Here is a 20,888-nt window from a genome sequence, read left to right as displayed (position 1 = left end):
GTAGCCCGGATGGAGCGAAAGCGTAGTCCGGGGCCTTCGCGTCCGCGGATCGAATCCCGGATTGCGCTTCGCTCCATCCGGGCTACGCCGCGAAGAGCTACATCCCCGGCCAGGTTTCCGCCGTCAACGTGGCGGCGTCGGAGCCGACGATCTCGGAGAGAGAATCCCGCCCGGTGCGCAATAGGGTTGAGGTGAGGTCGCGCTTGATCTCGTCGACGAGGCCGAGGCCCTTGTAGACCAGCGACGAATAGAGCTGGATCAGGCTCGCGCCGGCGCGGATTTTCGTCAGCGCGGCGCCGCCCGAATCCACGCCGCCGACGCCGATCAGGGGGAATGCGCCCTCGACGCGCACATAGGTCTCGGCGACCATCCGCGTCGACAGCCGGAACAGCGGCCGGCCTGACAGGCCGCCCTGCTCCTTGGCGCGCATCTCCTCGCGCAGCGTGCTCGGCCGCGCGATGGTGGTGTTCGACACGATCATGCCGTCGACCCGGCGCGAGCGCGCGACCTGCACGACGTCGTCGAGCTGGGCGAGGCTCAGATCCGGCGCGATCTTGAGCAGCACCGGCGTGTCGCCGGCGCTCTCGCGCACCCGCTGGCGCGCGTCGATCACCCTGGCGAGGAGATCGTCGAGCAGCGCGCCTTCCTGCAGATTGCGCAGGCCCGGCGTGTTCGGCGAGGAGACGTTGACGGTGAAATAGCTCGCGACCGGCGCAAAGGTCTCGATCAGCTTGACGTAGTCATTGACGCGATCGGGCGAATCCTTGTTGGCGCCGACATTGACGCCGACGATGCCGCCGTGCTGCGCGCGCGCCGCGAGCCGGCGCAGGGCGGTCTCCGCGCCGTCATTGTTGAAGCCCATGCGGTTGATCACGGCCTCGTCGCGCTCCAGGCGAAACAGCCGCGGCCGCGGATTGCCGCTTTGCGGTTTCGGCGTCACCGAGCCGATCTCGACGAAGCCGAAGCCGAGCCGCAGCAGCGCATCCGGCACTTCGGCGCTCTTGTCGAAGCCCGCGGCCATGCCGATCGGATTGGGGAAGTTGAGCCCGAAGGCACGCACCGCGAGCTTGGGATCGTCAGCCTGCGGCTTGCCCGGCGGCAGGAAGCGCAGGCCCTGGATCGCGAGGCGATGCGCATCCTCCGGATCGAGCCAACGCAACACCGGCAGCGAGAGAGCGTCGAAAGCGCGGATCACGGGGCAAGCTCCGGAACGTCGTGGCCGCCGTCGGAGCGCGTGTTGAGGTTCATCACGGCCATCACAGCGCCGAGATCGAGCTCGCCATAGAGATGCGGAAACAGCTCCTCATTGCGCGAACGCTCCCAGCGCAATGCGCTGCCGAGCGCATCGCCGTCGACCTCGACCAGGAACAGCGCGCGCTGCCCAACATAATGCCTCTGCAGGGTCTCGGGAACCTGGGATGCGGTCGAGAAATGGATGAATCCGTCGCGCGAATCGTCCGCGCTGCCGCGGTAGACACCCTGCCGTTCCGCCTCACGCCAGGCCGAGGCCGGACAGATTTTGTAGATCTTGACCACCGCTTACGCAGTCCTGTTTGCCCGTGGAGACAGCTCTTTGAGTCTCCTGGGGATTTTCGTCTCTCGTGGGTCGTTAAATCCCGGGCGGGACCGTAAAGGCCACCCCTGCCGAACTCAAGACTTAGACGCCGCCTCTTGCACCGAAAACGGAAAACCGATTGATTTGAGGATAGTTTTCCTGAGTTGCGACGGGCTGGACCTTCCATGGTCAGACAGGCCAAAGCGCAGAGGATGCTCTCTCACGACCAGATCTGGGGCGCGCTGGATCGGCTGGCGGAGCGTGCCGGCCTGTCACCGTCGGGCCTTGCCAAGCGCGCCGGGCTCGATCCCACCACCTTCAACAAGTCCAAGCGCGTCACCTCCGACGGCCGCGAGCGCTGGCCCTCGACCGAATCGATCGCGAAAGCGCTGGCGGCGGCAGATTCCTCGATCGACACCTTTGCCAGGCTGGTCGGCGACGAGACGGGCGGCGGCCGCTCGGTGCCGCTGCTCGGCTTCGCGCTGGCGAGCGCGAGCGGCGCCTTCGACGAGTCCGGCTTTCCCATCGGCAAGAGCTGGACCGAGTTTGCGCTTCCCACCGCCGAAGACAGCCACAGCTTCGCGCTGCAGATTTCCGGCGAAGCGCTACAGCCCGCCTATCGCGACGGCGACGTCATCCTGGTCTCACCCGGCACACCGGTCCGCAAAGGCGATCGCGTGGTGGTGAAGACCAAAGCGGGCGAGGTCACGGTGGCAACGCTGAAGCGCCGCACAGCAAAGGTTCTGGATTTGCAGCCGCTCGATCCGCCACAGCCCGAGCGGACGATGGCAGCGAGCGAGGTTGCGTGGATCGCAAGGATCGTGTGGGCGAGCCAGTGAGGGGTGCTCCGCTGTCATTCCCCGCGAAAGCGGGGAATCCAGTACGCCGCGGCGTCTCGGTTCAGCACGGCGGTCTCTGGAATACTGGATCGTCCGCCTTCGCGGACGATGACGGTGAGTGCTGGACTCACGCACTCCGCGCCAGCGCGCCGTCGATCATGTTCACCGCGTTCTGCACGCCATACACCGCGACAAAGGAGCCGAAGCGCGGGCCTTTTTCCTGGCCGAGCAGCACCTGGTAGAGCATGTTGAACCAGTCGAGTGTCACGCCGGGACGGCCGTCCTTGCCCTTCTTGACCTGGTCGAGGAACGGCTCGCGGCGGCCGATCTCGTAGACGACGTTCTGGATGTCCTCGGCCGAGGCGTCCTGCGGAAGCTGCGATAATGCATCCCGCAGATCCTGCAGCGCCGCGCGCTCGGTGTCGGTCGGTTCGCGGAACGTCTTCGTCGGCGCGACGAAGTCGCGATAATAGTTGATGGCATAGCCGACCATCGCATCGAGCTTGGGATGCGTTTGCGGGCTCACGCCGGGCCGGTAGCGGCCAATGAAACCCCACAGCGTCTCGGCATTCTCCGCATTCGACGACGACACCAGCGTCAGCAAGAGCTGGAACGTGACGGGCATGTCGAACTTCGGCGGATGGCCGCTGTGGACATGCCAGACCGGATTGCCGAGCTGCTGCCTGGCGTCCTGCTTGGCAAAGCCGTCGATGAATTGCTGGTAGTCGTCGACGTTGCGCGGGATGACGTCGAAATACAGCCGCTTGGCCGCCTTCGGCTCGCGATACATGAACAGCGACAGCGATTCCGGCGAGGCGTAGCGCAGCCATTCGTCGATGGTGAGGCCGTTGCCCTTCGACTTCGAGATCTTCTGGCCCTTGTCGTCGAGGAAGAGTTCGTAGTTGAAGCCTTCCGGCGGCGTGGCGCCGAGCGCCCTCGCGATCGCGCCGGAGAGTTTGACCGAGTCGATCAAATCCTTGCCGGCCATCTCGTAATCGACGCCGAGCGCGACCCAGCGCATCGCCCAGTCGGCCTTCCATTGGCACTTGACGTTGCCGCCGGTGACCGGGGTCTCGACTTCCTGGTTGGTATCGGGATCGAGATAGGTCACCGTGCCGGCCGCAACGTCGCGGCGGATCATCGGCACCTGCAGCACGACACCCGTGGTCTTGCTGATGGGGAGGAACGGCGAATAGGTCGCGCGGCGGTCGGGTCCGAGCGTCGGCAGGATGATCGCCATCACCTTGTCGTAGGCAGCTAACATCTTGAGCAGCGTCGCGTCGAAACGGCCGGACGTATAATAGTCGGTCGAGCTCGCGAATTCGTAGTCGAAGCCGAAATGATCGAGGAAGGCGCGCAGCCGCGCATTGTTGTGGTGCCCGAACGACGGATATTCGTTGGGGAACGGATCCGGCACGCGGGTCAGCGGCTTGCCGAGATGCGCGGCCAGCATCTCCTTGTTGGGGACGTTGTCGGGCACTTTCCGAAACCCGTCCATGTCATCGGAGAACGCGAGCAGGCGGGTCTTGATCTTGTTTTCGGTCAGCACATGAAAAGCGTGCCGCACCATCGAGGTGCGCGCGACCTCGCCGAAGGTGCCGATATGCGGCAGGCCTGACGGCCCGTAGCCGGTCTCGAACAGCACCTCGTCCTTCGGGCTTTTCTTCAGCCGCGCGACAATGGCCTTCGCCTGCTCGAACGGCCAGGCGTTGGATTGTTCGGCGAGCGCACGCAGATCGCTCGGGTTCGCGGCAAGATCGATAACGGACATCTAAGGGGCCTCCGGGCCGCGGAAAATAGCGATTTCCAGGCAGAATGCAATTTCTGCGGAGTACTGCCACCGCGCCGTCATTGCGAGCGAAGCGAAGCAATCCAGACTGCCACTGCGGAAACAGCCTGGATTGCTTCGTCGCAAGGGCTCCTCGCAATGACGGCAGAGCAGGCAGCGAAGCTAAAACGGGCTCACCGAGAAGTACCGCAGCCACAGATCCGTGTAGCGGCCCTTTTCCCAGACGCGGAACATCGCCCAGTTCAGGGCCTGGCGCAGCACGTCGTTGCCCTTGCGCACGGCGATGCCGATGCCCTCGCCGAAGAACCGGCTTTCGACGAAGGGGCCGCCGGAGAAGGCGCAGCAATCGCCGGAATCGGTGCCGTTGATCCAGAACGCGAGCGCGATGGCGTCGCCGAAGATGAAATCGACCTCGCCCTTGCGCAAGGCGCCGCGCATGGCGTCGTCGTTGGGATAGGGGTGCAGCTCGGCGTCGGTGAACATCGCCTTGAGATAGGCTTCATGCGCGGAGCCGGCGATGACGCCGACCTTCTTGCCCTCGAGATATTCGGGACGGATCTCCGGCATCACCGCGTCCTTGCGCGAGGCGAAGCGCGCTGGCACGCGGTAATAGGGATCGGTGAAGTCGACCCGGGCGCGGAGCTGCGGGCTCACCGCCATCGAGGCGATGATGGCGTCGCCCCGGTTGGAGGCGAGCGCGTCGACCAGCGTCTCGAAGCGGCGCATCTGCACCGTGCAGGTGACCTTGATCTCCTCGCACAGCGCGCGGGCGAAGTCGACGTTGAAGCCGGCCGGATTGCCGTCGGCGCCGGTATAGTTGAACGGCGGATAATCAGTTTCGGTCAGGAAGCGGATCACGGTCAGGCGCGACAAATCCGGCCGCTCCGGCCGCCGCCGCGGGTCCCAGAAGCCCGGCACGGCCTGCGGGGCGGCTTGCGGCGCGACCTGGGGTGAGGCTTGCGGAGCCGTTGGGGGCTGCTTGGCCGGGGCCTGCGCCTGCGCGCGCGGCGCAGCAGCGAGCAGGCAGACGCCGACGACCAGCCCGGTCAGCAAGCCACGGGCGGATTTGGACGATTTCGCCTGTTGCGATGGGGCCATCGGCTGAAAATGAACGATTTTCGTTGGGATCGGAGGGCCTTATAGCCCATCCGGCCGGGAACGCGAGCGCGGATTGCGGCCAATAGGGAAGCCTACAGATACCGCTTCAAGTCCACCGCGGCCTCTTCAGGCGTGCGCTTCAGGTTGAATGGCGAGACGAAGCGGCCGTCGCGGTCCATCAGATAGATCAGCGCGGTGTGGTCCATGGTGTAGTCACCGTCCTTGGTCGGGACCTTCTTGGCGTAGACCCGGTAGGAGGTGATCACCTTGGCGGTCTCGGCAGGATCGCCGCTCAGGCCCTCGAGGTGCGGGTCGAAGCTCGACAGATAATCCTTCATCGCCGCCGGCGTATCGCGCTCGGGATCGACCGAGATGAAGACGGCATTGACCTTGTCGGCGTCCTTGCCCAACGCGCGCAGCACTTCCGAGATCTCGAACAGCGAGGTCGGGCAGACGTCGGGGCAATGGGTGTAGCCGAAGAAGATCAGGGTCGGCTTGCCCTTGAGGTTCTTGTCGGTGACGGCCTTGCCGTTCTGGTCAGTGAGCTGGAACGGGCCGCCGATCGCGGCCGGCTGCGCCACCTTGCTGACCCCACCCATGGCCCAGAATACGATCAGCAGCCCGAGGATGAGGCTTGCGGCGAAGGCGGTCGCGATCACCAGCGGACGGGCGGCGGAGCTCATGGGCGGAAAACTTCCTGTCGCGGGTCAGAAGCAGGCGGCGAAACCGGTCCTGATCATTTCGAAGAACACCTGGCTGCCGTAGTGGAACCAGAGCGCGAGCACGCCGAGCACGACCAGGCCGCCGACGCCAGCACCCGCCAACAGCAGCACGAACGGCATCCGGCCGGCAGTGGGCGAATTGTCCGATACAGGATGTGCGGGGTGCAGTGGTTGAGCCATGACAACGATCGGGGTGAAGGCCGGAATTCCCTGCCTTTCAAATAGGCGCTGGGACGGGACCGGGCAAGCGCAGCCGGCGGGTCGGAGATCAATTGGGGCGGAGGATCTCCATCATGCCCGGGCTTGTCCCGCCTGCGCGGCCGAAGCCGCTCCGGCGAGGCGAAGGCCCGGGCATCCACGGACTTTCCAGCCGGGCCAAAAACGTGGATGGCCGGGACATAGGCGAGCGAAAGCGACGCCGACCTTCGGACGGCTACGGCCGGCCATGACGATCAATTAGTGAAAGGCGAATGACCGCCGCGCCCTACCGCGGCGATGGCTTGTTGGCGGAGGCCTGCGCGTCGAGGTAGCAGGGCTTGTACATGGCCTGGAGCTGCCTGCCCTTCAGGAAGAGCATATGCGGGGTGAGGCCGCCGCGCTGATTGATCCAGCGTTTCACCTGCGAAGGATACATCGCATAGAGCATCTGGGTCGCTTCGGTATTGGTGACGGCGCGGCCGTTGCTGCCGAAATCCCACGCGGCGTGGAAGCCCAGTGTCGCGTGCGACGTCACGCAGATGCGGTCAGGCGGGATGGCGCCGAGGACGATGGTGCAGGCAGAGGCGCAGAGACCGTCGATGATGACGGTGTCGCCCGACTGCCGCAGGTCCTGGTATTTGTCGACGTAGGTTCCGATCCGGCCACCGCGGTCATCCGCGATCCGAACCACCGCGTGAGAAGCGCCCATGCTCGCGATCAGGAGAACCGCCGCAAGCAACCCCGTCAGAAACTTCATTGGCCCCCGCCCCAGTCGAATTCGAATCTGTGTGTCAGGTGGTGATGCCCTGCTAGGGTCCGTCGTAACCGCGGTTTTGTCTAGGCATGCCGGCTCGCTCAAAACAAATTCAAATCCAGTGTTGCGCCGGCGCTGCACTCAGCCGGTCTTTTTCCCGAAGTGGAACAAGTTAACGATGTCTTACGCGCCATACTCTTGATCTCAGTTGCAACCGCCGGCTTCAATCCGGGCAACTACAGGGGGGAACCTGTGGAGGGGAAACACATGGAGGGGAAAGCATATGGCCGAACAGATGGCTGAAGAGACTGACGTCATCGTTGTCGGCGCAGGACTGTCGGGCCTCGTGGCCGCAACCGAGATCGCGGACGCCGGCAAGCGCGTGATCGTGGTCGACCAGGAGGGCGAGCAGTCGCTGGGCGGCCAGGCGTTCTGGTCGTTCGGCGGATTGTTCCTGGTCGATTCGCCGGAGCAGCGCCGGCTCGGCATCAAGGACTCCTTCGACCTCGCGATGCAGGACTGGCTCGGCACCGCCGGCTTCGACCGTGACGAGGATTTCTGGCCGCGGCAATGGGCCGAGGCCTATGTGGCGTTCGCGGCCGGCGAGAAGCGTGCGTGGCTGCGCGCGATGGGCCATCGCATTTTCCCCGTGGTCGGATGGGCCGAGCGCGGCGGCTATGACGCCATGGGCCACGGCAATTCGGTGCCGCGCTTTCATGTCACCTGGGGCACCGGGCCCGGCATCGTCGAGCCGTTCGAGCGCCGCGCGCGCGAGGCCGTCAGAACCGGCCGGCTGAGCTTTCGGTTCCGCCATCGCGTCGATGCGCTCTCGATCACCAACGGCACGGTGGATGGCGTCAGCGGCGCCATTCTCGCCCCGGATAATGTCGAGCGCGGCAAGAGCTCATCGCGCAACGTCGTCGGCGAGTTTGCGTTGAAGGCCCAAGCCGTGATCGTGGCGTCCGGCGGCATCGGCGGCAATCACGAGCTGGTGCGGCAGAACTGGCCGAAGCGGCTCGGTGCGCCGCCGAAATTCATGATCTCGGGCGTGCCCGAGCATGTCGACGGCCGCATGATCGGCATCACCGAGAAAGCAGGCGCGCGCCTGATCAACCGCGACCGCATGTGGCATTATGTCGAAGGCATCCAGAACTGGTCACCGATCTGGCCGCGCCACGGCATCCGCATCCTGCCCGGCCCCTCCTCGATGTGGTTCGATGCCACCGGCACGCGCTTGCCGGCGCCGTTGTTTCCCGGCTCCGACACGCTCGGCCAGCTCCAATACATCATGTCCACCGGGTACGATTATTCCTGGTTCATCCTGACCCAGAGCATCATCAAGAAGGAGTTTGCGCTGTCGGGCTCGGAGCAGAACCCCGACCTCACCGGCAAGAGCTGGCGCATGACCATCAAGCGCGCCACCAACAAGGGCGCGCCGGCGCCGGTGGAAGCGTTCAAAAGCCATGGTGTCGACTTCATCGTGCGCGACAAGATCGAGGACCTCGTTGCGGCCATGAACAAGCTGACCGGCAGCGACCTCCTCAAGCTCGAGCACATCAAGATGCAGATCGAGGCGCGCGACCGTGAGATCGCCAATCCTTACGTCAAGGATGCGCAGGTGATGAACATCCACAATGCGCGGCGCTATATCGGCGACAGGCTGATCCGCACCGCCTCCCCGCACCGCATCCTCGATCCCGCTCAAGGGCCACTGATCGCGGTCAAGCTCAACATCCTCACCCGCAAGACGCTGGGCGGTTTCGAGACCGACCTCTCTTCGCGCGTGTTCGGCGAGGAGGGCAGCGTCATCCCCGGTCTCTATGCAGCGGGCGAAGCCGCCGGCTTCGGCGGCGGCGGCGTGCACGGCTATCGCTCGCTGGAAGGCACGTTCCTCGGCGGCTGCCTGTTCTCGGGCCGCAATGCGGGCCGCGCCGCGGCGAAAGCCGTGGGCTAGATGATGCGGCGGCGAACGCGCATCGCGGCGTTTGTCGCGGCATTGGCCGCCACTTCGGCTGCGTCCGCCGACACGATCGACATCGACGGCGTGAAGCGGTCCTACACTGTGCAACTGCCAACGAAGCGGCTCGTGCCGCTCGTCGTCGTGCTGCATGGCAAGACCCAGCGCGGCGCCGACATGATGACACGGACGGCGTGGCCGCAGGTCGCAAAACGCGAAGGGTTTGCCGTGGTCTTTCCTGATGGCCTCAACCACGCATGGGCCGATGCGAGGACCAAGGCGGGACCGGCGCTCCGTGGCCCGCCCGCGGGCACCGACGACGTCGCCTTCATCGCAAAGCTCGTCGAGAAGCTGGTGGCGAGCGGCACCGCCGATCCTCGCCGCGTCTATGTCACCGGCATCTCCAATGGCGGCGCCATGGCGATGACGCTGGTCTGTGCCCGCGCCGATCTGTTTGCTGCCGGCGCGAGCGTGAGCATGAACCTCACCGATGAGGCCGCAGTCACGTGCCATCCGTCGCGGCCGCTGCCGATGCTGCTGATGAACGGCACCGCCGATCCGCTGGTCCCCTACGAGGGCGGCCGCGGATCGAGCTATTATGCCGCAGACGGGTTCTGGTCCACCGACGAGACGCTTGCGTTCTGGCGCAAGCTCAACGGCTGCGAGACCGACAATGCCGACGCGACCGATTTGCCCGACAGGGCGCCTGCAGACCAGTCCACGGTGACACGGATCTCGTCGCGCTGTCCTGGAGGGCACGACGTCGTGCTTTATCGCATCAATCAAGGCGGGCACCGCATGCCCGGATTTTCTCCGGATGCCCGCTTCCCGAAGGTCGCCGCCAGCTTGCTCGGATCGCAGAACGGCGACATCGACGCCGCCGAGACGATCTGGACGTTCTTCGGCCAGTTTCCTTGAAGTGCAGCGCATGCATAGCCGGCGACGCATGCGTGCCTGGCAACGCATGCGTGCCTGGGGTGGCACGAGGCAGGCCGCTGCGCTAGACAGAGCCGCCATTCAAAGGAGACTCCCAATGAGCATTCAGCGTCTTGAAACCGGCCCGCGCATGAGCCAGGTCGTCGTGCACGGCAACACCGTCTATCTCGCCGGTGTCGTCGCCAACAACGCCGCCGGCGAAAGCGTGACGAAGCAGACCCAGGACATCCTGGCGACCATCGACAGCCATCTCGCCAAGGCCGGCACCGACAAGTCGAAGCTGCTCTCGGCCACGATCTACATCACCGACATGAAGACGTTTGGCGAGATGAACGCGGTGTGGGACGCCTGGGTCTCGCCCGGCAACACGCCGGCACGCGCCACCGTCGAAGCCAAGCTCGCGGCAGCCCAATACACCGTCGAAATCATGGTCACGGCGGCGAAGTAAGTTCGCGACGACATTTGCGCGCGCTTGTCGACGCATGATCCGATCGGGAAACCGCCTTCCCGGATCATGCGCATGACCTCCGAGGTAATCGATCAGCGCGCGCAAACCTTCGATAGTCAGGTCAGCCGAACGACACGGCGCCATCGAAGGAGACGACAATGACCGACCCCATCACCATCGCCCGCCGCTACATCGATCTCTGGAACGAGCGTGCAGCCGGCCGCCGGCGCGAACTGCTGAGCCAGAACTGGACCGCGGATGCGAGCTATGTCGATCCCCTGATGAAGGGCGACGGCCATGACGGCGTCGATGCGCTGATCGCAGGCGTGCAGCAGCGCTTCCCCGATTTCAAGTTCAAGCTGATCGGCGAGCCCAACGGCTACGGCGACCATGTCCGCTTCAGTTGGGGCCTTGGTCCCGATGGCATCGACAGCCCGATCAAGGGGACTGATTTCGCCGTGCTGAAGGACGGCCGTATCAGGAGCATCACGGGATTTCTGGACCAGGTGCCCGCAGGCGCGTGAGCACGCGCTGATGGTTGCCAGGCCCTCTCCCTTGTAAAGGGAGAGGGCGCAGCGGCGCTCGTCGCACAGGCACTAGTTATTCGCGCTCGCAGAATCGTCCATCGCCTTGAAGGCTTCCTCCAGCTGCAGCGAGATCGGCACGTTCAGCCGTTCGCCGGTCGGAAGCCTTGCGGTGAACCATTTGTTGTAGAGCGGAACGAGGTCGTGGTTGGAGCCGAGCTTGCGGAAGGTGCGATCGACCACGGCCGTCAGTTGCGGCTCGCCCTTGCGGAACATGATGCCGTAGGGATCGTAGGACAGGTAATCGCCGGTGACGCGGAACTTGTCCTGTGCCTTGTGGCGCACGATCAGGCTGGACAGCAGGATGTCGTCGGTCGCAAACGCATCGGCCTTGCCGTCGACGAGCATCTGGTATGACTGTTCGTGATCGGCACCGACAACGATGGTCAGTCCCAACGAGGACTTCTTGTCGGCCGCCTGGATCGCCTGCTCGTTGGTGGTCCCCTTCGTCACCACGATAGTCTTGCCCTTCAGATCAGTCAGTGACTGGACGCTGGACGCCTTCGGCACCATCAGTTTGGTGCCGGCAACGAACATCAGCGGCGAGAAGGCGACGCGCTTGCCGCGCTCGGCATTGGCCGTGGTCGAGCCGCATTCCAGGTCGATCTTGTTCTGGAGCACGGCGTCGATGCGGTCATCCGAGGTGACCTTGACGTAGGCGATCTTGAGATTGGGATCGTCGACCTCGACGCCGATCTCCTCGACGATGGCCTCGCAAAGCTCGAGGCTGTAGCCGATCGGCCGGTTGGCCTGATCGAGGAAGGAGAACGGCGGCGAGCTCTCGCGATAGCCGAGCCGCACGGTGTGCGCGGTCTTGATCGCTGACAGCGTCGGGCTAAGCCCTTCGCTGCCACCGGTCTGGGCGGAGGCACCCGTGGCCAGCTGGCACGCTGCCAGCAACAAGCCGCCCGATATCGCCATTGAAAGGCGCATGATGCACTCCAATCAATGGCCGGCCATCGCAGGCACTTCGCCGGGGATCATGTCCCCCGGCACGGCATCGCCCGGCTCAAGCTCGTGCTCGGGCCCGAGTTCGCCTTCCCACTTGGCTACCACCGAGGTCGCGAGCGTGTTGCCGATCACGTTGGTGGCGCTGCGGCCCATGTCGAGGAAGGTGTCGATACCCATGATCATCAACAGGCCTGCCTCGGGGATGCCGAACTGCGACAGCGTCGAGGCGATCACCACGAGGGAAGCGCGCGGCACGCCGGCGACGCCCTTCGAGGTGATCATCAGGGTCGCCAGCATCGCGAGCTGGGTGCCGAGCGGCATGTCGATGTGGTAGCTCTGCGCGATGAAGACGCTCGCGAAGGTGCAGTACATCATGGTGCCGTCGAGATTGAAGGAATAGCCGAGCGGCAGCACGAAGCTCGATATCCGCGACGAGGCGCCGAACTTGTTCAGCCCCTCCAGGGTTTTCGGATAGGCCGCTTCGGAGCTCGCGGTGGAGAACGCGATCATCAGCGGCTCGCGGATCAGCTTCAGCAGATGGGCGTAGCGCGGCCCGATCACGATGAAGCCCACGACCACCAGGATGCCCCACAGCAGCGCGAGCGAGAGATAGAAGCCACCCATGAAGACGATGAGCTTCCAGAGCACCAGCAGGCCGTTCTTGGCAACCGTCGCGGTGATGGCGGCCCAGACCGCGAACGGCGCGAACAGCATCACATAGCCCGTCACCTTGAGCATGATGTGGCCGATATCGTCGATCAGCGCCAGGATCGGCTTGGAGCGCTCGGGCATCGAGCCCATCGCCACCGAGAAGAACACGGCGAAGATCACGATCTGCAGGATCTCGTTCTGCGCCATCGCGTCCGCGATCGAGGTCGGGATCAGATGGGTCAGGAATTTTTCGATCGAGAAGGCGGAAACCGGCAGGCCGGTCGACTGCGCCTTGTCAGGCAGCGTACCGGGGAAATTCGCGCCGGGCTGGAGCAGATTGACCATCACGAGGCCGAGCATCAGCGAGACGAAAGAGGCGCTGACGAACCAGCCCATGGTCTTGGCGAAGATGCGGCCGAGCTTGGAGCCCGAACCCATATGAGCAATGCCGCCGACCAGGGTCGCAAACACCAGCGGCGCGATGATCATCTTGATCAGGCGCAGGAAAATCACGGCGATCAGGTTGATGGACGAGGCCCAATCGCCCCGCGTATCGGGCAGGAAATTGTAGATCGCCGCGCCCATGATGATGCCGAGCACCATCGCCACCAGAATGAATTGCGTAAACCTGTTCGACATTGAACACCCCCGCTACACCGACCGCTTCATGATGTCGCAGATATGACGGCTGCGCAACACGCTTGGCGTGCGATCGTCGGGGCGGATGTTCCCGTTGCGAAACTGGCGCCCGCCATCTAGCCTTCATGCAGCGCACAACGAAAGCGGCTTGCACGTTTTTCTTGCGGCAGCTGCATCAATAATCGTCAAACGACCGAGGGGAAACATCATGAGCGGCAGCGTCAATCGTCAGATTCTTTTGGTGGAAAAGCCCAGCAGCAAGCTCGGCCCCGAGCACTTCAAGCTGGTCGAAGGTGCGGTGCCCGAGCCGAAGGACGGCGAGGCCTTGCTGCGCGTGCGATACATCTCGCTCGACGCCGCCAACCGCGCCTGGATGCACGGCGCGACCTATCGTTCAGCAGTCGAAGCCAACAGCGTGATGGCCGGCGGCGCCATCGCCGAGGTCGTCAGCTCGAAGGCGCCGGGGCTTGCGCCGGGCGACATCGTGTTCGGCGACACCGGCTGGCAGGAGTTGGCGGCAGTGCCCGCCAAGCACCTCACCAAGATGCCGAAGCTCGAGCCGATGACGCATCTGCTCAGCGTGTTCGGCATCGCCGGCCTCACGGCTTATTTCGGCCTGCTGGAGATCGGCAAGCCCAAAGAGGGCGAGACGGTCGTGGTCTCCGCGGCCGCAGGCTCGGTCGGCTCGATCGTCGGGCAGATCGCGAAGATCAAGGGATGCCGCGTGGTCGGCATCGCCGGCGGCGCCGACAAGTGCAGCTGGCTGACCTCCGAGCTCGGCTTCGATGCAGCCGTCGACTACAAGGACGGCGCGGTGTTCAAGGCGTTGCGCGCGGCAGCTCCGAAGGGCATCGACGTCTATTTCGACAATGTCGGCGGCGACATTCTCGAGGCCTGTCTGCCGCAGATGAACAATTACGGCCGCATCGCCTGCTGCGGCGCGATCTCGCAATATGACGGCGCGCCCTCGGCACACGGCCCGCGCGGCGTGCCCGGCCTGATCGTGGTGAAACGGCTCGTCATGCAAGGCTTCATCGTGATGGACTACATGAAGGAAAGCCAGCGCGCGCTCGCCGACCTCCAGGCTTGGGTCACATCCGGCAAGCTGAAGGTGCAGGAGGACATCATCGACGGCCTCGAGAACACGCCGAAAGCACTGATCGGATTGCTGGCGGGCGACAACCGCGGCAAGCGGATGGTCAAGCTCTGACGACGTAGTTACGTCGCAATTGCAAAGCCAATATCTACTTGCGGTAGAGGTCGCGGCGGCCAATGATGCCGCGCGCGGCATCACCCGCGACGATTGTTTGCATCACATTTGAAAAAATGTCGGCGTTATCGACAGGGCGGGAATTCACTCAGATGTTCAACATGTTGAAACATGCGTCGGCACGCGGGACGTTGCTGGCGGCGGCTCTCTTCGCAACTGCAGCAGGCGCGTTCGCACAAGCACCGACCGAGGCGCAGAAGAGCGCGATCCGCTCCGCATGCCGCTCGGACTTCATCGCGCACTGTTCGAGCGTCACGCCGGGCGGTGTGGAAGCTTATCAATGTCTGCAGAAGAACATGTCGGGCCTGTCCTCCGGATGCCAAACCGCGGTTCGCGCCGTCGAGCCAGCTGCGGCGCCGAAGGCCGAAGCCGCGCCGAAGACCGAAGCTGCACCCAAGGAGGCTGCACCCAAGGCGGAGACCGCGCCTGCCGCGCCGAAGGCTGAATCCGCTCCCGCCGCAAAGCCCGCTGCCGCGGCCGCGCCCAAGGCTGCTGCAGCCGCCGCTGCGGCCAAGCCGCCGAGCAGCGCGCAGGTCGCCGCCGTCAAGAGCGCGTGCCGGGCCGATTATCCCAAGGTGTGCGCCAGCGTCCCGCCGGGCGGCGCGCCCGCGCTCGAATGCCTGGAGAAGAACAAGGCAAAGGTTTCGCCGGCCTGCGAGAAGGCCGTGAGCGCCGCGGCCGGCGGTGGCGCGGCAGCAACGGCAGCACCTGCGGGCGCCGCTCCTGCGGCGGCAGCTGCACCGGCAGCCGCGCCTGCCGTGATCGTGCTGCGCTCGCTGCGGCCACGCGAAGAGCTGTTCATCGTCCAGTCCGCATGTCGCGAGGATGTCCGCACGCTGTGCGGCAGCGTGGCGCCAGGTGGCGGTCGGATCATCCAATGCGTTGCCAACAATGCCGCTTCGCTATCGCCCGCCTGCAAGGACGTGCTGGCGCCGTTTGCTGCACGCTAGAGGAGCAAACCATCCGGCGGCCCGCCGCACCACGGCGCTGGTGAACGGCGGCTGGATCAAACCCTGCGTCTGACCTGCGGATGGCCAAGCCGGCGCGGTTTGGCTATGCTTCGCACGTCACTGCTTCGGACACGCGCCAAACGCGCGTCCGGACATGAGCTTCGGCGTGCCGCGCGCTTCGCCGATAATTCCGCTGGCGCGGGTAGCCGGAGCACATTAGTCTACCCCTAGATAGTAAGTATACTGTCAATCAGGGAGGACAGACGTTGCGGATCGCCGTGATTGGCGGGGGGCCCGGTGGGCTCTACTTCGCCTATCTCTGGAAGAAGCGTCACCCCGAGGATCAAGTCGACCTGTTCGAACAGAACCCGGCCGACGCGACCTGGGGCTTTGGCGTCGTGTTCTCGGACCAAGCCCTGGAATTCTTGCGTGCCGACGACCCCGAGACGGTCGACGCGATCGCGCCGCACATGGAGAGCTGGGAGAACATCACGCTGAACCTGAGCGGCGACAGCGTGGCCATCGACGGTGTCGGCTTCTCCTCGATCGGCCGGCTCGAACTCTTGCGATTCCTGCAGCAGCGCGCGCTCGATGCCGGCGTCACCCCACGCTTCGACACGCCGATCCACTCCATCGACCAGCTCAACGGCCATGATCTGATCGTCGCCGCCGACGGGCTGAACTCGCTGGTACGCCGCGCCTTCGAGGGCGATTTCGGCACCTCGCTGTCCTACTCCTCCAACAAGTTCGTCTGGTACGGCACCTCCAAGCGCTTCGACACGCTGTCGCAGACCTTCGTCAAGACTGACCGCGGCGCCTTCAACGCCCACCACTACCGCTACTCGCCCACCATGAGCACGTTCCTGGTCGAATGCGATCACGCGACCTGGCAGGCCTACGGTTTCGCCTACAAGGACGTGGAGCAGTCCAAGGGTGTCTGCGAGGAGGTGTTCGCCGACACGCTCGGCGGCCGCTCGCTGGTCTCCAATAAATCGGTCTGGCGCAACTTCCCCTGGGTCTGGAACGAGCACTGGTCGTTCAAGAACATGGTGCTGCTCGGTGACGCCCTGCACTCGGCGCATTTCTCGATCGGCTCGGGCACGCGGCTCGCAATCGAGGACGCCATTGCGCTGGTCAAGGCGCTGGAGTCGGATGCCCATCTCTCCACCGCCCTGCATCGCTACCAGGCCGCGCGAAAGCCGGTGGTGCAGAAGCTCGTCAACGCCGCGCGGACCAGCGCGTTCTGGTACGAGCACTTTGCTCAGCACATGCAGCAGGGTCTGATGGACTTTGCCTACAGCTACATCACCCGCTCCGGCCGCATCGACGACTCCCGCCTGCGCGCAATGTCGCCGGCCTTCATGGCGCGCTACGAAGCCGCCAAGAACGGTGGGGATGAGGCATGAGCGGGCAGATTAAGGATCAGGTGCCCGCCGACAGCGCGGGCGCGCGCGAGATCGGCTTTTCCGTTCCGCAGGTCTACAATGCCAGCCGCGTGCTGTTCGACAATCTCGCAAGAGGATGCGGCGACAAGCTCGCGCTCATTGGCCCCGCGGGCACGCGCACCTACGCGGAGCTCTGCGCGGAAGCCGGGCGCTGGGGCAACGGCTTTGCCTCGCTCGGCCTCGAGCGCGGCAACCGCGTGCTGCTGTTCCTCGACGATACCCCGGCCTATCCGGCAGCGTTCTTCGGCGCGGTGCGCGCCGGCTTCGTGCCATTGCTGATCAATACGCTGACGCCGCCGGATCTGCTGCAATTCTATCTCGCCGATTCCGGCGCTTCTGTCGCGGTGGCGGATGCCGAGTTCTGTGCACGTTTCAACGTGGAGGCCTGCAAGGACACGGCCCTGCATACGCTGGTCGTCGTCAACGGCACCGTGAGCGATCACGCAGCCCCAAACGCCATTTCTGCCGCCGGCTGGCTCCCGCAATTTCCGACTGAGCTCGCGGAAGCCGACACGCACCGCAACGAGATGGCGTTCTGGATGTACTCGTCCGGATCGACCGGCCGGCCCAAGGGCATCGTGCATCTCCAGCACGACATGGCCTATAGCGAGGCCGCCTTTGCCAGGAACGTGCTGAAGCTGACGCCGGAGGACATCTGCTTCTCGGTACCAAAAATCTTCTTCGCCTATGGCTTTGGCAACGCGATCACCTTCCCGTTCTCGGCGAGCGCGACCACGCTGCTGTTGCCGGGCCAGCCGAAGCCCGCGGCGATCTTCAAGGCGATCGAGCAATACAAGCCGACGGTCTTCTTCGGCCTGCCGACGCTTTATACGTCGCTGACCAAGGCCGAGGGCGCCGACAGGACCGACTTCTCGTCCCTGCGCATGGCGCTCTCAGCCGCGGAGGTGCTCTCGGCCGACGTCTTCAATGGCTGGAAGACGCTCACCGGTCTCGATATCATCGAAGGCCTCGGCTCGACCGAGGTGCTGCACATCTATCTCTCCAACCGCCCCGAGCGGAAGAAGCTCGGCGCCGCCGGCCTGCGCGTGCCCGGCTACGAGGTCGCGCTGCGCGACAAGGACGGCCGCGATGTCGCCGACGACGAGGAAGGCATCTTGTGGGTGCGCGGCGATTCCAACACGCCGCTGTACTGGAACCGGCCGGACAAATCCGCCGAGACCATCCGCGAAGGCGGCTGGATCTACACCGGCGACCGCTTCGTCCGCGATGCCGACGGCTTTCACTTCTTCCGCGGCCGCGCCGACGATCTCATCAAGATCTCCGGCCAGTGGGTCTACCCGCTTGAGGTCGAGCTGTGCCTCGCCGATCACCCGGACATCCGCGAATGCGCGGTGTTCGCGGCCGAGCTGCCGGACCGGCGCATGACGCTGAAGGCAGTCGTGGTGATGAACAGCCGCGCGGCGGATCAGAGCGAGACGACCCGCAGGCTGCAGGACTACGTGAAAGGCAAGCTGCTTCCGTACAAATATCCGCGTGAGGTGATCTTCATCGACGAGTTGCCGAAGACGGGGACAGGGAAGATCGACCGGCAGGCGCTGTTGCGGATGTGAGGAAGGATGTGGCCACACTCTCGCTGTCGTCCCGGCGAAGGCCGGGACCCATACGCCGAGTGAGAGTTATTGCGCGAGCTGGTCACCACCTGTCTTCGCCAAACCAAACCAGGTGGTTATGGGTCCCGGCCTTCGCCGGGACGACGGCGGTATTTGACGCCCCCACCCTCACCCCGCCTTCCCCAGATGCTCCAGCGCGTCCTCCGCCCGGAGCGGCACCCGCGACGCCTCGTTGTTGAGATCGACGAGCTGCACCAGGAGCCCCATCAACGCCTTGCGGTCCGCCGGCTTGAGCGGTTCGAGCATCCGCGCCTGGGCGCGTTCGACGGCGGGAATGATGTCGCGCAGGATCGCCGCGCCTGATTTGGTCAAATAGAGCAGCTTGATCCGCTTGTCTTCCGGCGCTGGCCTGCGCTCGACGAAATCCTTGGCCTGAAGCCGCTCGATCACGCTGCCGAGCGTGGAGCGATCGAAGGCGATCACCGCGGACAGCCGCGTCGCGTCGATGCCGGGGTGGGTGTGGATCGCGATCAGCGCCGCGTATTGCACCGGCGTGAGGTCGAACGCCTTGCACTCCTCCATAAAGATCGAGACCGCGATCTGCTGCATGCGACGGAACAGATAGCCCGGCGCGGCATAAATCGCGTCTATCGTGATCTGAGGCGCAGGCTTACTCGGCATCGGGTTGGTTCTCCGGCGCGGCGTTGACGAACGCCGGCAGCGTCTTGGCCGCAGCTTCCGCCTTCAGCAGGTGCGGATAGGCAGAGACGTCGACGCCGAAGCGGCGCGCATTGGCGAGTTGCGGCACCAGGCAGAGGTCGGCAAGCGTCGGCGCATCCCCGAAGCAGAACGGGCCCGGCTCGGCGCTGATCAGCGTCTCGCAGGCCGCGAGCCCCTCGCGGTTGACCCAGGCCGCCCAGTCCTGAACCTTCTCCTCCGCAAGGCCGAGCTCGCGTAGCCGCGCCAGCACCTTCAGATTCTGCACGGGGTGAGTGTCGCAGGCGATCGCCAGCGCGAACGCCCTCACCTTGGCGCGCTGCAACGCATCCCTCGGCAGCAGCGGCGGGTTGGGATGCGTCTCGTCGAGCCATTCGATGATGGCAACCGATTGGGTCAGCACTGCGCCCGCATCGTTCTCCAGCGCGGGCACCAGGCCCTGCGGATTGATGGCGAGATAGGCGGGCGCGCATTGCTCGCCCTTGCGAAGGTGATGCGGCAGGTGCTCGGCACCGAGACCCTTGAGGTTTAGCGCGATTCGTACCCGGTAGGCGGCGCTGGAGCGGAAATAGCCGTGCAGCTTCATCGGAACCCTCCCGTTTCGTTCTCGTTCGCACGTTGACGCTACCTAGATCGTAAGTATACTGTCAATAAACAAAACGACGGGAGCGCACCATGGAAGCCGTGACCAAGACGCCGGAACGCGAGGCGTTCTACAAGAAGATCGACGGCGAGAATCTCACCGCGCTCTGGACCGTCATGAGCGATTTGATCACGCCGGAGCCGAAGAGCGCCTGCCGGCCCCATCTGTGGAAGTTCGACATCATCCGCGACTACATGACGGAAGCCGGCAAGCTGATCACGGCGAAAGAAGCCGAGCGGCGCGTACTGGTGCTGGAAAATCCCGGCCTGCGCGGGCAGTCGAAAATCACCACGTCGCTCTATGCCGGCGTGCAGATGGTGGTGCCCGGCGACGTCGCGCCCGCCCACCGGCACAGCCAATCGGCACTGCGCTTCGTGCTCGAAGGCAAGGGCGCCCACACAGCGGTCGACGGCGAGCGCACCGCGATGGAGCCCGGCGACTTCATCATCACGCCGTCGATGACCTGGCACGATCATTCCAACGAGACCGACCAGCCGATGTTCTGGCTCGACGGTCTCGACATTCCGCTGGTGCAGTTCTTCGACTGCTCCTTCGCGGAAGGCTCCAACGAGGATCAGCAGAAGATTACAAGGCCCGCCGGCGACAGCTTCGCGCGCTACGGCCACAATTTGCTGCCGGTCGACGTGAAGCGGAGCTCGAAGACCTCGCCGATCTTCAGCTATCCCTATGCCTACACGCGCGAGGCACTGGAGAAGGCCCGCGCGAGCCAGGAGTGGGACGCATGTCACGGGCTGAAGCTGAAGTTCAGCAACCCCGAGACCGGCGACTTCGCGATGCCGACCATCGGTACCTTCATCCAGTTGCTGCCCAAGGGCTTCAAGACCGCGCGCTATCGCGCGACGGACGCAACGGTGTTCTGTCCGATCGAAGGCCACGGCCGTACCCGCATCGGGGAAGCGACCTTCGAATGGGGCCCGCGCGATTTGTTCGTGGTGCCGAGCTGGCAATGGGTGACGCACGAGGCTGACATGGATGCGGTGCTGTTCAGCTTCTCGGACCGACCCGTGCAGCAGAAGCTGGACTTGTTCCGCGAGGATCGTGGGAACGTTTAGGCTGCGCTGTCAGCCCCATCGTCATTGCGAGCGCAGCGAAGCAATCCAGAATCTTTCTGGGGCGACAGTCTGGATTGCTTCGCTGCGCTCGCAATGAC

At 64.7% G+C, this 20,888-nt stretch carries 21 protein-coding genes; 10 read left to right on the top strand and 11 right to left on the bottom strand.

Annotated features, from left to right (window positions below):
* Positions 1-97 precede the first annotated feature (97 nt).
* Both IVA75_RS18260 and IVA75_RS18255 read right to left on the bottom strand, forming a co-directional pair.
* The gene (locus IVA75_RS18260) at positions 98-1,195 is read right to left on the bottom strand and encodes a quinone-dependent dihydroorotate dehydrogenase (protein ID WP_247283123.1); all 1,098 of its coding nucleotides are present in this window, start codon (positions 1,193-1,195) and stop codon (positions 98-100) included.
* Positions 1,192-1,536 (bottom strand): DUF952 domain-containing protein, encoded by a 345-nt coding sequence (locus IVA75_RS18255; protein ID WP_247283121.1) that lies wholly within the window; start codon positions 1,534-1,536, stop codon positions 1,192-1,194. Before IVA75_RS18255 ends, IVA75_RS18260 begins: the two co-directional genes overlap by 4 nt.
* Before the next feature lie 204 nt (positions 1,537-1,740).
* Between IVA75_RS18255 and IVA75_RS18250 the strand changes: the two genes are divergently transcribed.
* Positions 1,741-2,394: a helix-turn-helix transcriptional regulator gene (locus IVA75_RS18250; protein ID WP_247283119.1), complete on the top strand. Its 654-nt coding sequence runs from the start codon at positions 1,741-1,743 to the stop codon at positions 2,392-2,394.
* Between the two features lie 127 nt (positions 2,395-2,521).
* Here IVA75_RS18250 and IVA75_RS18245 read toward each other — a convergent pair whose 3' ends face one another.
* From IVA75_RS18245 to IVA75_RS18225, 5 genes are all read right to left on the bottom strand, one after another.
* Positions 2,522-4,165 carry a lysine--tRNA ligase gene (locus IVA75_RS18245; RefSeq protein WP_247283117.1) on the bottom strand — a complete coding sequence of 548 codons (1,644 nt, stop codon included), beginning with the start codon at positions 4,163-4,165 and terminating at the stop codon, positions 2,522-2,524.
* A 180-nt stretch (positions 4,166-4,345) separates the two neighbouring features.
* The gene (locus tag IVA75_RS18240; protein WP_027570002.1) at positions 4,346-5,281 is read right to left on the bottom strand and encodes a transporter substrate-binding domain-containing protein; all 936 of its coding nucleotides are present in this window, start codon (positions 5,279-5,281) and stop codon (positions 4,346-4,348) included.
* A gap of 92 nt (positions 5,282-5,373) precedes the next feature.
* On the bottom strand, positions 5,374-5,964 hold the full coding sequence (locus IVA75_RS18235) for an SCO family protein (RefSeq protein WP_247283115.1): 591 nt from the start codon (positions 5,962-5,964) through the stop codon (positions 5,374-5,376).
* Between the two features lie 24 nt (positions 5,965-5,988).
* Positions 5,989-6,183 (bottom strand): hypothetical protein, encoded by a 195-nt coding sequence (locus IVA75_RS18230; protein ID WP_027570000.1) that lies wholly within the window; start codon positions 6,181-6,183, stop codon positions 5,989-5,991.
* Between the two features lie 304 nt (positions 6,184-6,487).
* Complete coding sequence (locus IVA75_RS18225) at positions 6,488-6,958, bottom strand: hypothetical protein (protein ID WP_027569999.1); 471 nt, start codon at positions 6,956-6,958, stop codon at positions 6,488-6,490.
* Between the two features lie 292 nt (positions 6,959-7,250).
* Between IVA75_RS18225 and IVA75_RS18220 the strand changes: the two genes are divergently transcribed.
* The 4 genes from IVA75_RS18220 (at position 7,251) to IVA75_RS18205 (ending at position 10,820) form a co-directional block, all read left to right on the top strand.
* Positions 7,251-8,909: an FAD-binding dehydrogenase gene (locus IVA75_RS18220; protein WP_247284082.1), complete on the top strand. Its 1,659-nt coding sequence runs from the start codon at positions 7,251-7,253 to the stop codon at positions 8,907-8,909.
* The gene (locus tag IVA75_RS18215) at positions 8,910-9,830 is read left to right on the top strand and encodes a PHB depolymerase family esterase (RefSeq protein WP_247283113.1); all 921 of its coding nucleotides are present in this window, start codon (positions 8,910-8,912) and stop codon (positions 9,828-9,830) included. It abuts the gene before it with no gap.
* 115 nt (positions 9,831-9,945) lie between these two features.
* Positions 9,946-10,296, top strand: coding sequence for a RidA family protein (locus IVA75_RS18210; RefSeq protein WP_007599359.1), 351 nt, complete (start codon positions 9,946-9,948; stop codon positions 10,294-10,296).
* A gap of 158 nt (positions 10,297-10,454) precedes the next feature.
* Complete coding sequence (locus tag IVA75_RS18205; RefSeq protein WP_027569996.1) at positions 10,455-10,820, top strand: nuclear transport factor 2 family protein; 366 nt, start codon at positions 10,455-10,457, stop codon at positions 10,818-10,820.
* A gap of 72 nt (positions 10,821-10,892) precedes the next feature.
* On the opposite strand, the gene IVA75_RS18200 is transcribed toward IVA75_RS18205, so the two are convergent.
* On the bottom strand, positions 10,893-11,813 hold the full coding sequence (locus IVA75_RS18200; RefSeq protein WP_247283111.1) for an amino acid ABC transporter substrate-binding protein: 921 nt from the start codon (positions 11,811-11,813) through the stop codon (positions 10,893-10,895).
* A 12-nt stretch (positions 11,814-11,825) separates the two neighbouring features.
* Positions 11,826-13,121, bottom strand: a complete 1,296-nt coding sequence (locus tag IVA75_RS18195) for a dicarboxylate/amino acid:cation symporter (RefSeq protein ID WP_027569994.1) — start codon at positions 13,119-13,121, stop codon at positions 11,826-11,828.
* Between the two features lie 208 nt (positions 13,122-13,329).
* Between IVA75_RS18195 and IVA75_RS18190 the strand changes: the two genes are divergently transcribed.
* The 4 genes from IVA75_RS18190 (at position 13,330) to IVA75_RS18175 (ending at position 18,357) form a co-directional block, all read left to right on the top strand.
* Entirely contained in the window at positions 13,330-14,331 is a 1,002-nt protein-coding gene (locus IVA75_RS18190) for an NADP-dependent oxidoreductase (protein ID WP_247283109.1), read from the top strand.
* A gap of 152 nt (positions 14,332-14,483) precedes the next feature.
* The gene (locus tag IVA75_RS18185; protein WP_247283107.1) at positions 14,484-15,341 is read left to right on the top strand and encodes a cysteine rich repeat-containing protein; all 858 of its coding nucleotides are present in this window, start codon (positions 14,484-14,486) and stop codon (positions 15,339-15,341) included.
* Positions 15,342-15,607: 266 nt separating this feature from the next.
* Positions 15,608-16,747, top strand: a complete 1,140-nt coding sequence (locus IVA75_RS18180) for an FAD-dependent monooxygenase (protein ID WP_027515222.1) — start codon at positions 15,608-15,610, stop codon at positions 16,745-16,747.
* A complete protein-coding gene (locus IVA75_RS18175; RefSeq protein WP_247283105.1) occupies positions 16,744-18,357 on the top strand; it encodes a benzoate-CoA ligase family protein in 1,614 nt (537 codons plus the stop codon). Before IVA75_RS18180 ends, IVA75_RS18175 begins: the two co-directional genes overlap by 4 nt.
* A 168-nt stretch (positions 18,358-18,525) precedes the next feature.
* Here the strand turns inward: IVA75_RS18175 and IVA75_RS18170 are convergent, their stop codons facing one another.
* Positions 18,526-19,038 carry a MarR family transcriptional regulator gene (locus tag IVA75_RS18170; protein WP_247283103.1) on the bottom strand — a complete coding sequence of 171 codons (513 nt, stop codon included), beginning with the start codon at positions 19,036-19,038 and terminating at the stop codon, positions 18,526-18,528.
* Positions 19,028-19,660 (bottom strand): maleylacetoacetate isomerase, encoded by a 633-nt coding sequence (gene maiA / locus IVA75_RS18165; protein ID WP_247283101.1) that lies wholly within the window; start codon positions 19,658-19,660, stop codon positions 19,028-19,030. The genes IVA75_RS18170 and maiA overlap by 11 nt, the downstream gene beginning before the upstream one ends.
* Positions 19,661-19,749: 89 nt before the next feature.
* Between maiA and gtdA the strand changes: the two genes are divergently transcribed.
* Positions 19,750-20,790 carry a gentisate 1,2-dioxygenase gene (gene gtdA, locus IVA75_RS18160; protein ID WP_247283099.1) on the top strand — a complete coding sequence of 347 codons (1,041 nt, stop codon included), beginning with the start codon at positions 19,750-19,752 and terminating at the stop codon, positions 20,788-20,790.
* Positions 20,791-20,888: the final 98 nt, after the last annotated feature.

It is taken from the genome of Bradyrhizobium sp. 134, assembly GCF_023074155.1.
Classification (GTDB): Bacteria; Pseudomonadota; Alphaproteobacteria; order Rhizobiales; family Xanthobacteraceae; genus Bradyrhizobium.
Note: the sequence above shows the minus strand (reverse complement) of the source record. Positions and strands in the feature narration are given on the sequence as shown.

What these genes read in the sequence shown, in the direction of transcription:
- gtdA (WP_247283099.1), top strand. Translation starts at nt 19,750, where the DNA reads ATGGAAGCCGTGACCAAGACGCCGGAACGCGAGGCGTTCTACAAGAAG.
- IVA75_RS18250 (WP_247283119.1), top strand. Translation starts at nt 1,741, where the DNA reads ATGGTCAGACAGGCCAAAGCGCAGAGGATGCTCTCTCACGACCAGATC.
- IVA75_RS18190 (WP_247283109.1), top strand. Translation starts at nt 13,330, where the DNA reads ATGAGCGGCAGCGTCAATCGTCAGATTCTTTTGGTGGAAAAGCCCAGC.
- IVA75_RS18210 (WP_007599359.1), top strand. Translation starts at nt 9,946, where the DNA reads ATGAGCATTCAGCGTCTTGAAACCGGCCCGCGCATGAGCCAGGTCGTC.
- IVA75_RS18185 (WP_247283107.1), top strand. Translation starts at nt 14,484, where the DNA reads ATGTTCAACATGTTGAAACATGCGTCGGCACGCGGGACGTTGCTGGCG.
- IVA75_RS18240 (WP_027570002.1), bottom strand. Translation starts at nt 5,281, where the DNA reads ATGGCCCCATCGCAACAGGCGAAATCGTCCAAATCCGCCCGTGGCTTG.
- IVA75_RS18215 (WP_247283113.1), top strand. Translation starts at nt 8,910, where the DNA reads ATGATGCGGCGGCGAACGCGCATCGCGGCGTTTGTCGCGGCATTGGCC.
- IVA75_RS18235 (WP_247283115.1), bottom strand. Translation starts at nt 5,964, where the DNA reads ATGAGCTCCGCCGCCCGTCCGCTGGTGATCGCGACCGCCTTCGCCGCA.
- maiA (WP_247283101.1), bottom strand. Translation starts at nt 19,660, where the DNA reads ATGAAGCTGCACGGCTATTTCCGCTCCAGCGCCGCCTACCGGGTACGA.
- IVA75_RS18220 (WP_247284082.1), top strand. Translation starts at nt 7,251, where the DNA reads ATGGCTGAAGAGACTGACGTCATCGTTGTCGGCGCAGGACTGTCGGGC.
- IVA75_RS18230 (WP_027570000.1), bottom strand. Translation starts at nt 6,183, where the DNA reads ATGGCTCAACCACTGCACCCCGCACATCCTGTATCGGACAATTCGCCC.
- IVA75_RS18225 (WP_027569999.1), bottom strand. Translation starts at nt 6,958, where the DNA reads ATGAAGTTTCTGACGGGGTTGCTTGCGGCGGTTCTCCTGATCGCGAGC.
- IVA75_RS18200 (WP_247283111.1), bottom strand. Translation starts at nt 11,813, where the DNA reads ATGCGCCTTTCAATGGCGATATCGGGCGGCTTGTTGCTGGCAGCGTGC.
- IVA75_RS18205 (WP_027569996.1), top strand. Translation starts at nt 10,455, where the DNA reads ATGACCGACCCCATCACCATCGCCCGCCGCTACATCGATCTCTGGAAC.
- IVA75_RS18195 (WP_027569994.1), bottom strand. Translation starts at nt 13,121, where the DNA reads ATGTCGAACAGGTTTACGCAATTCATTCTGGTGGCGATGGTGCTCGGC.
- IVA75_RS18170 (WP_247283103.1), bottom strand. Translation starts at nt 19,038, where the DNA reads ATGCCGAGTAAGCCTGCGCCTCAGATCACGATAGACGCGATTTATGCC.
- IVA75_RS18175 (WP_247283105.1), top strand. Translation starts at nt 16,744, where the DNA reads ATGAGCGGGCAGATTAAGGATCAGGTGCCCGCCGACAGCGCGGGCGCG.
- IVA75_RS18245 (WP_247283117.1), bottom strand. Translation starts at nt 4,165, where the DNA reads ATGTCCGTTATCGATCTTGCCGCGAACCCGAGCGATCTGCGTGCGCTC.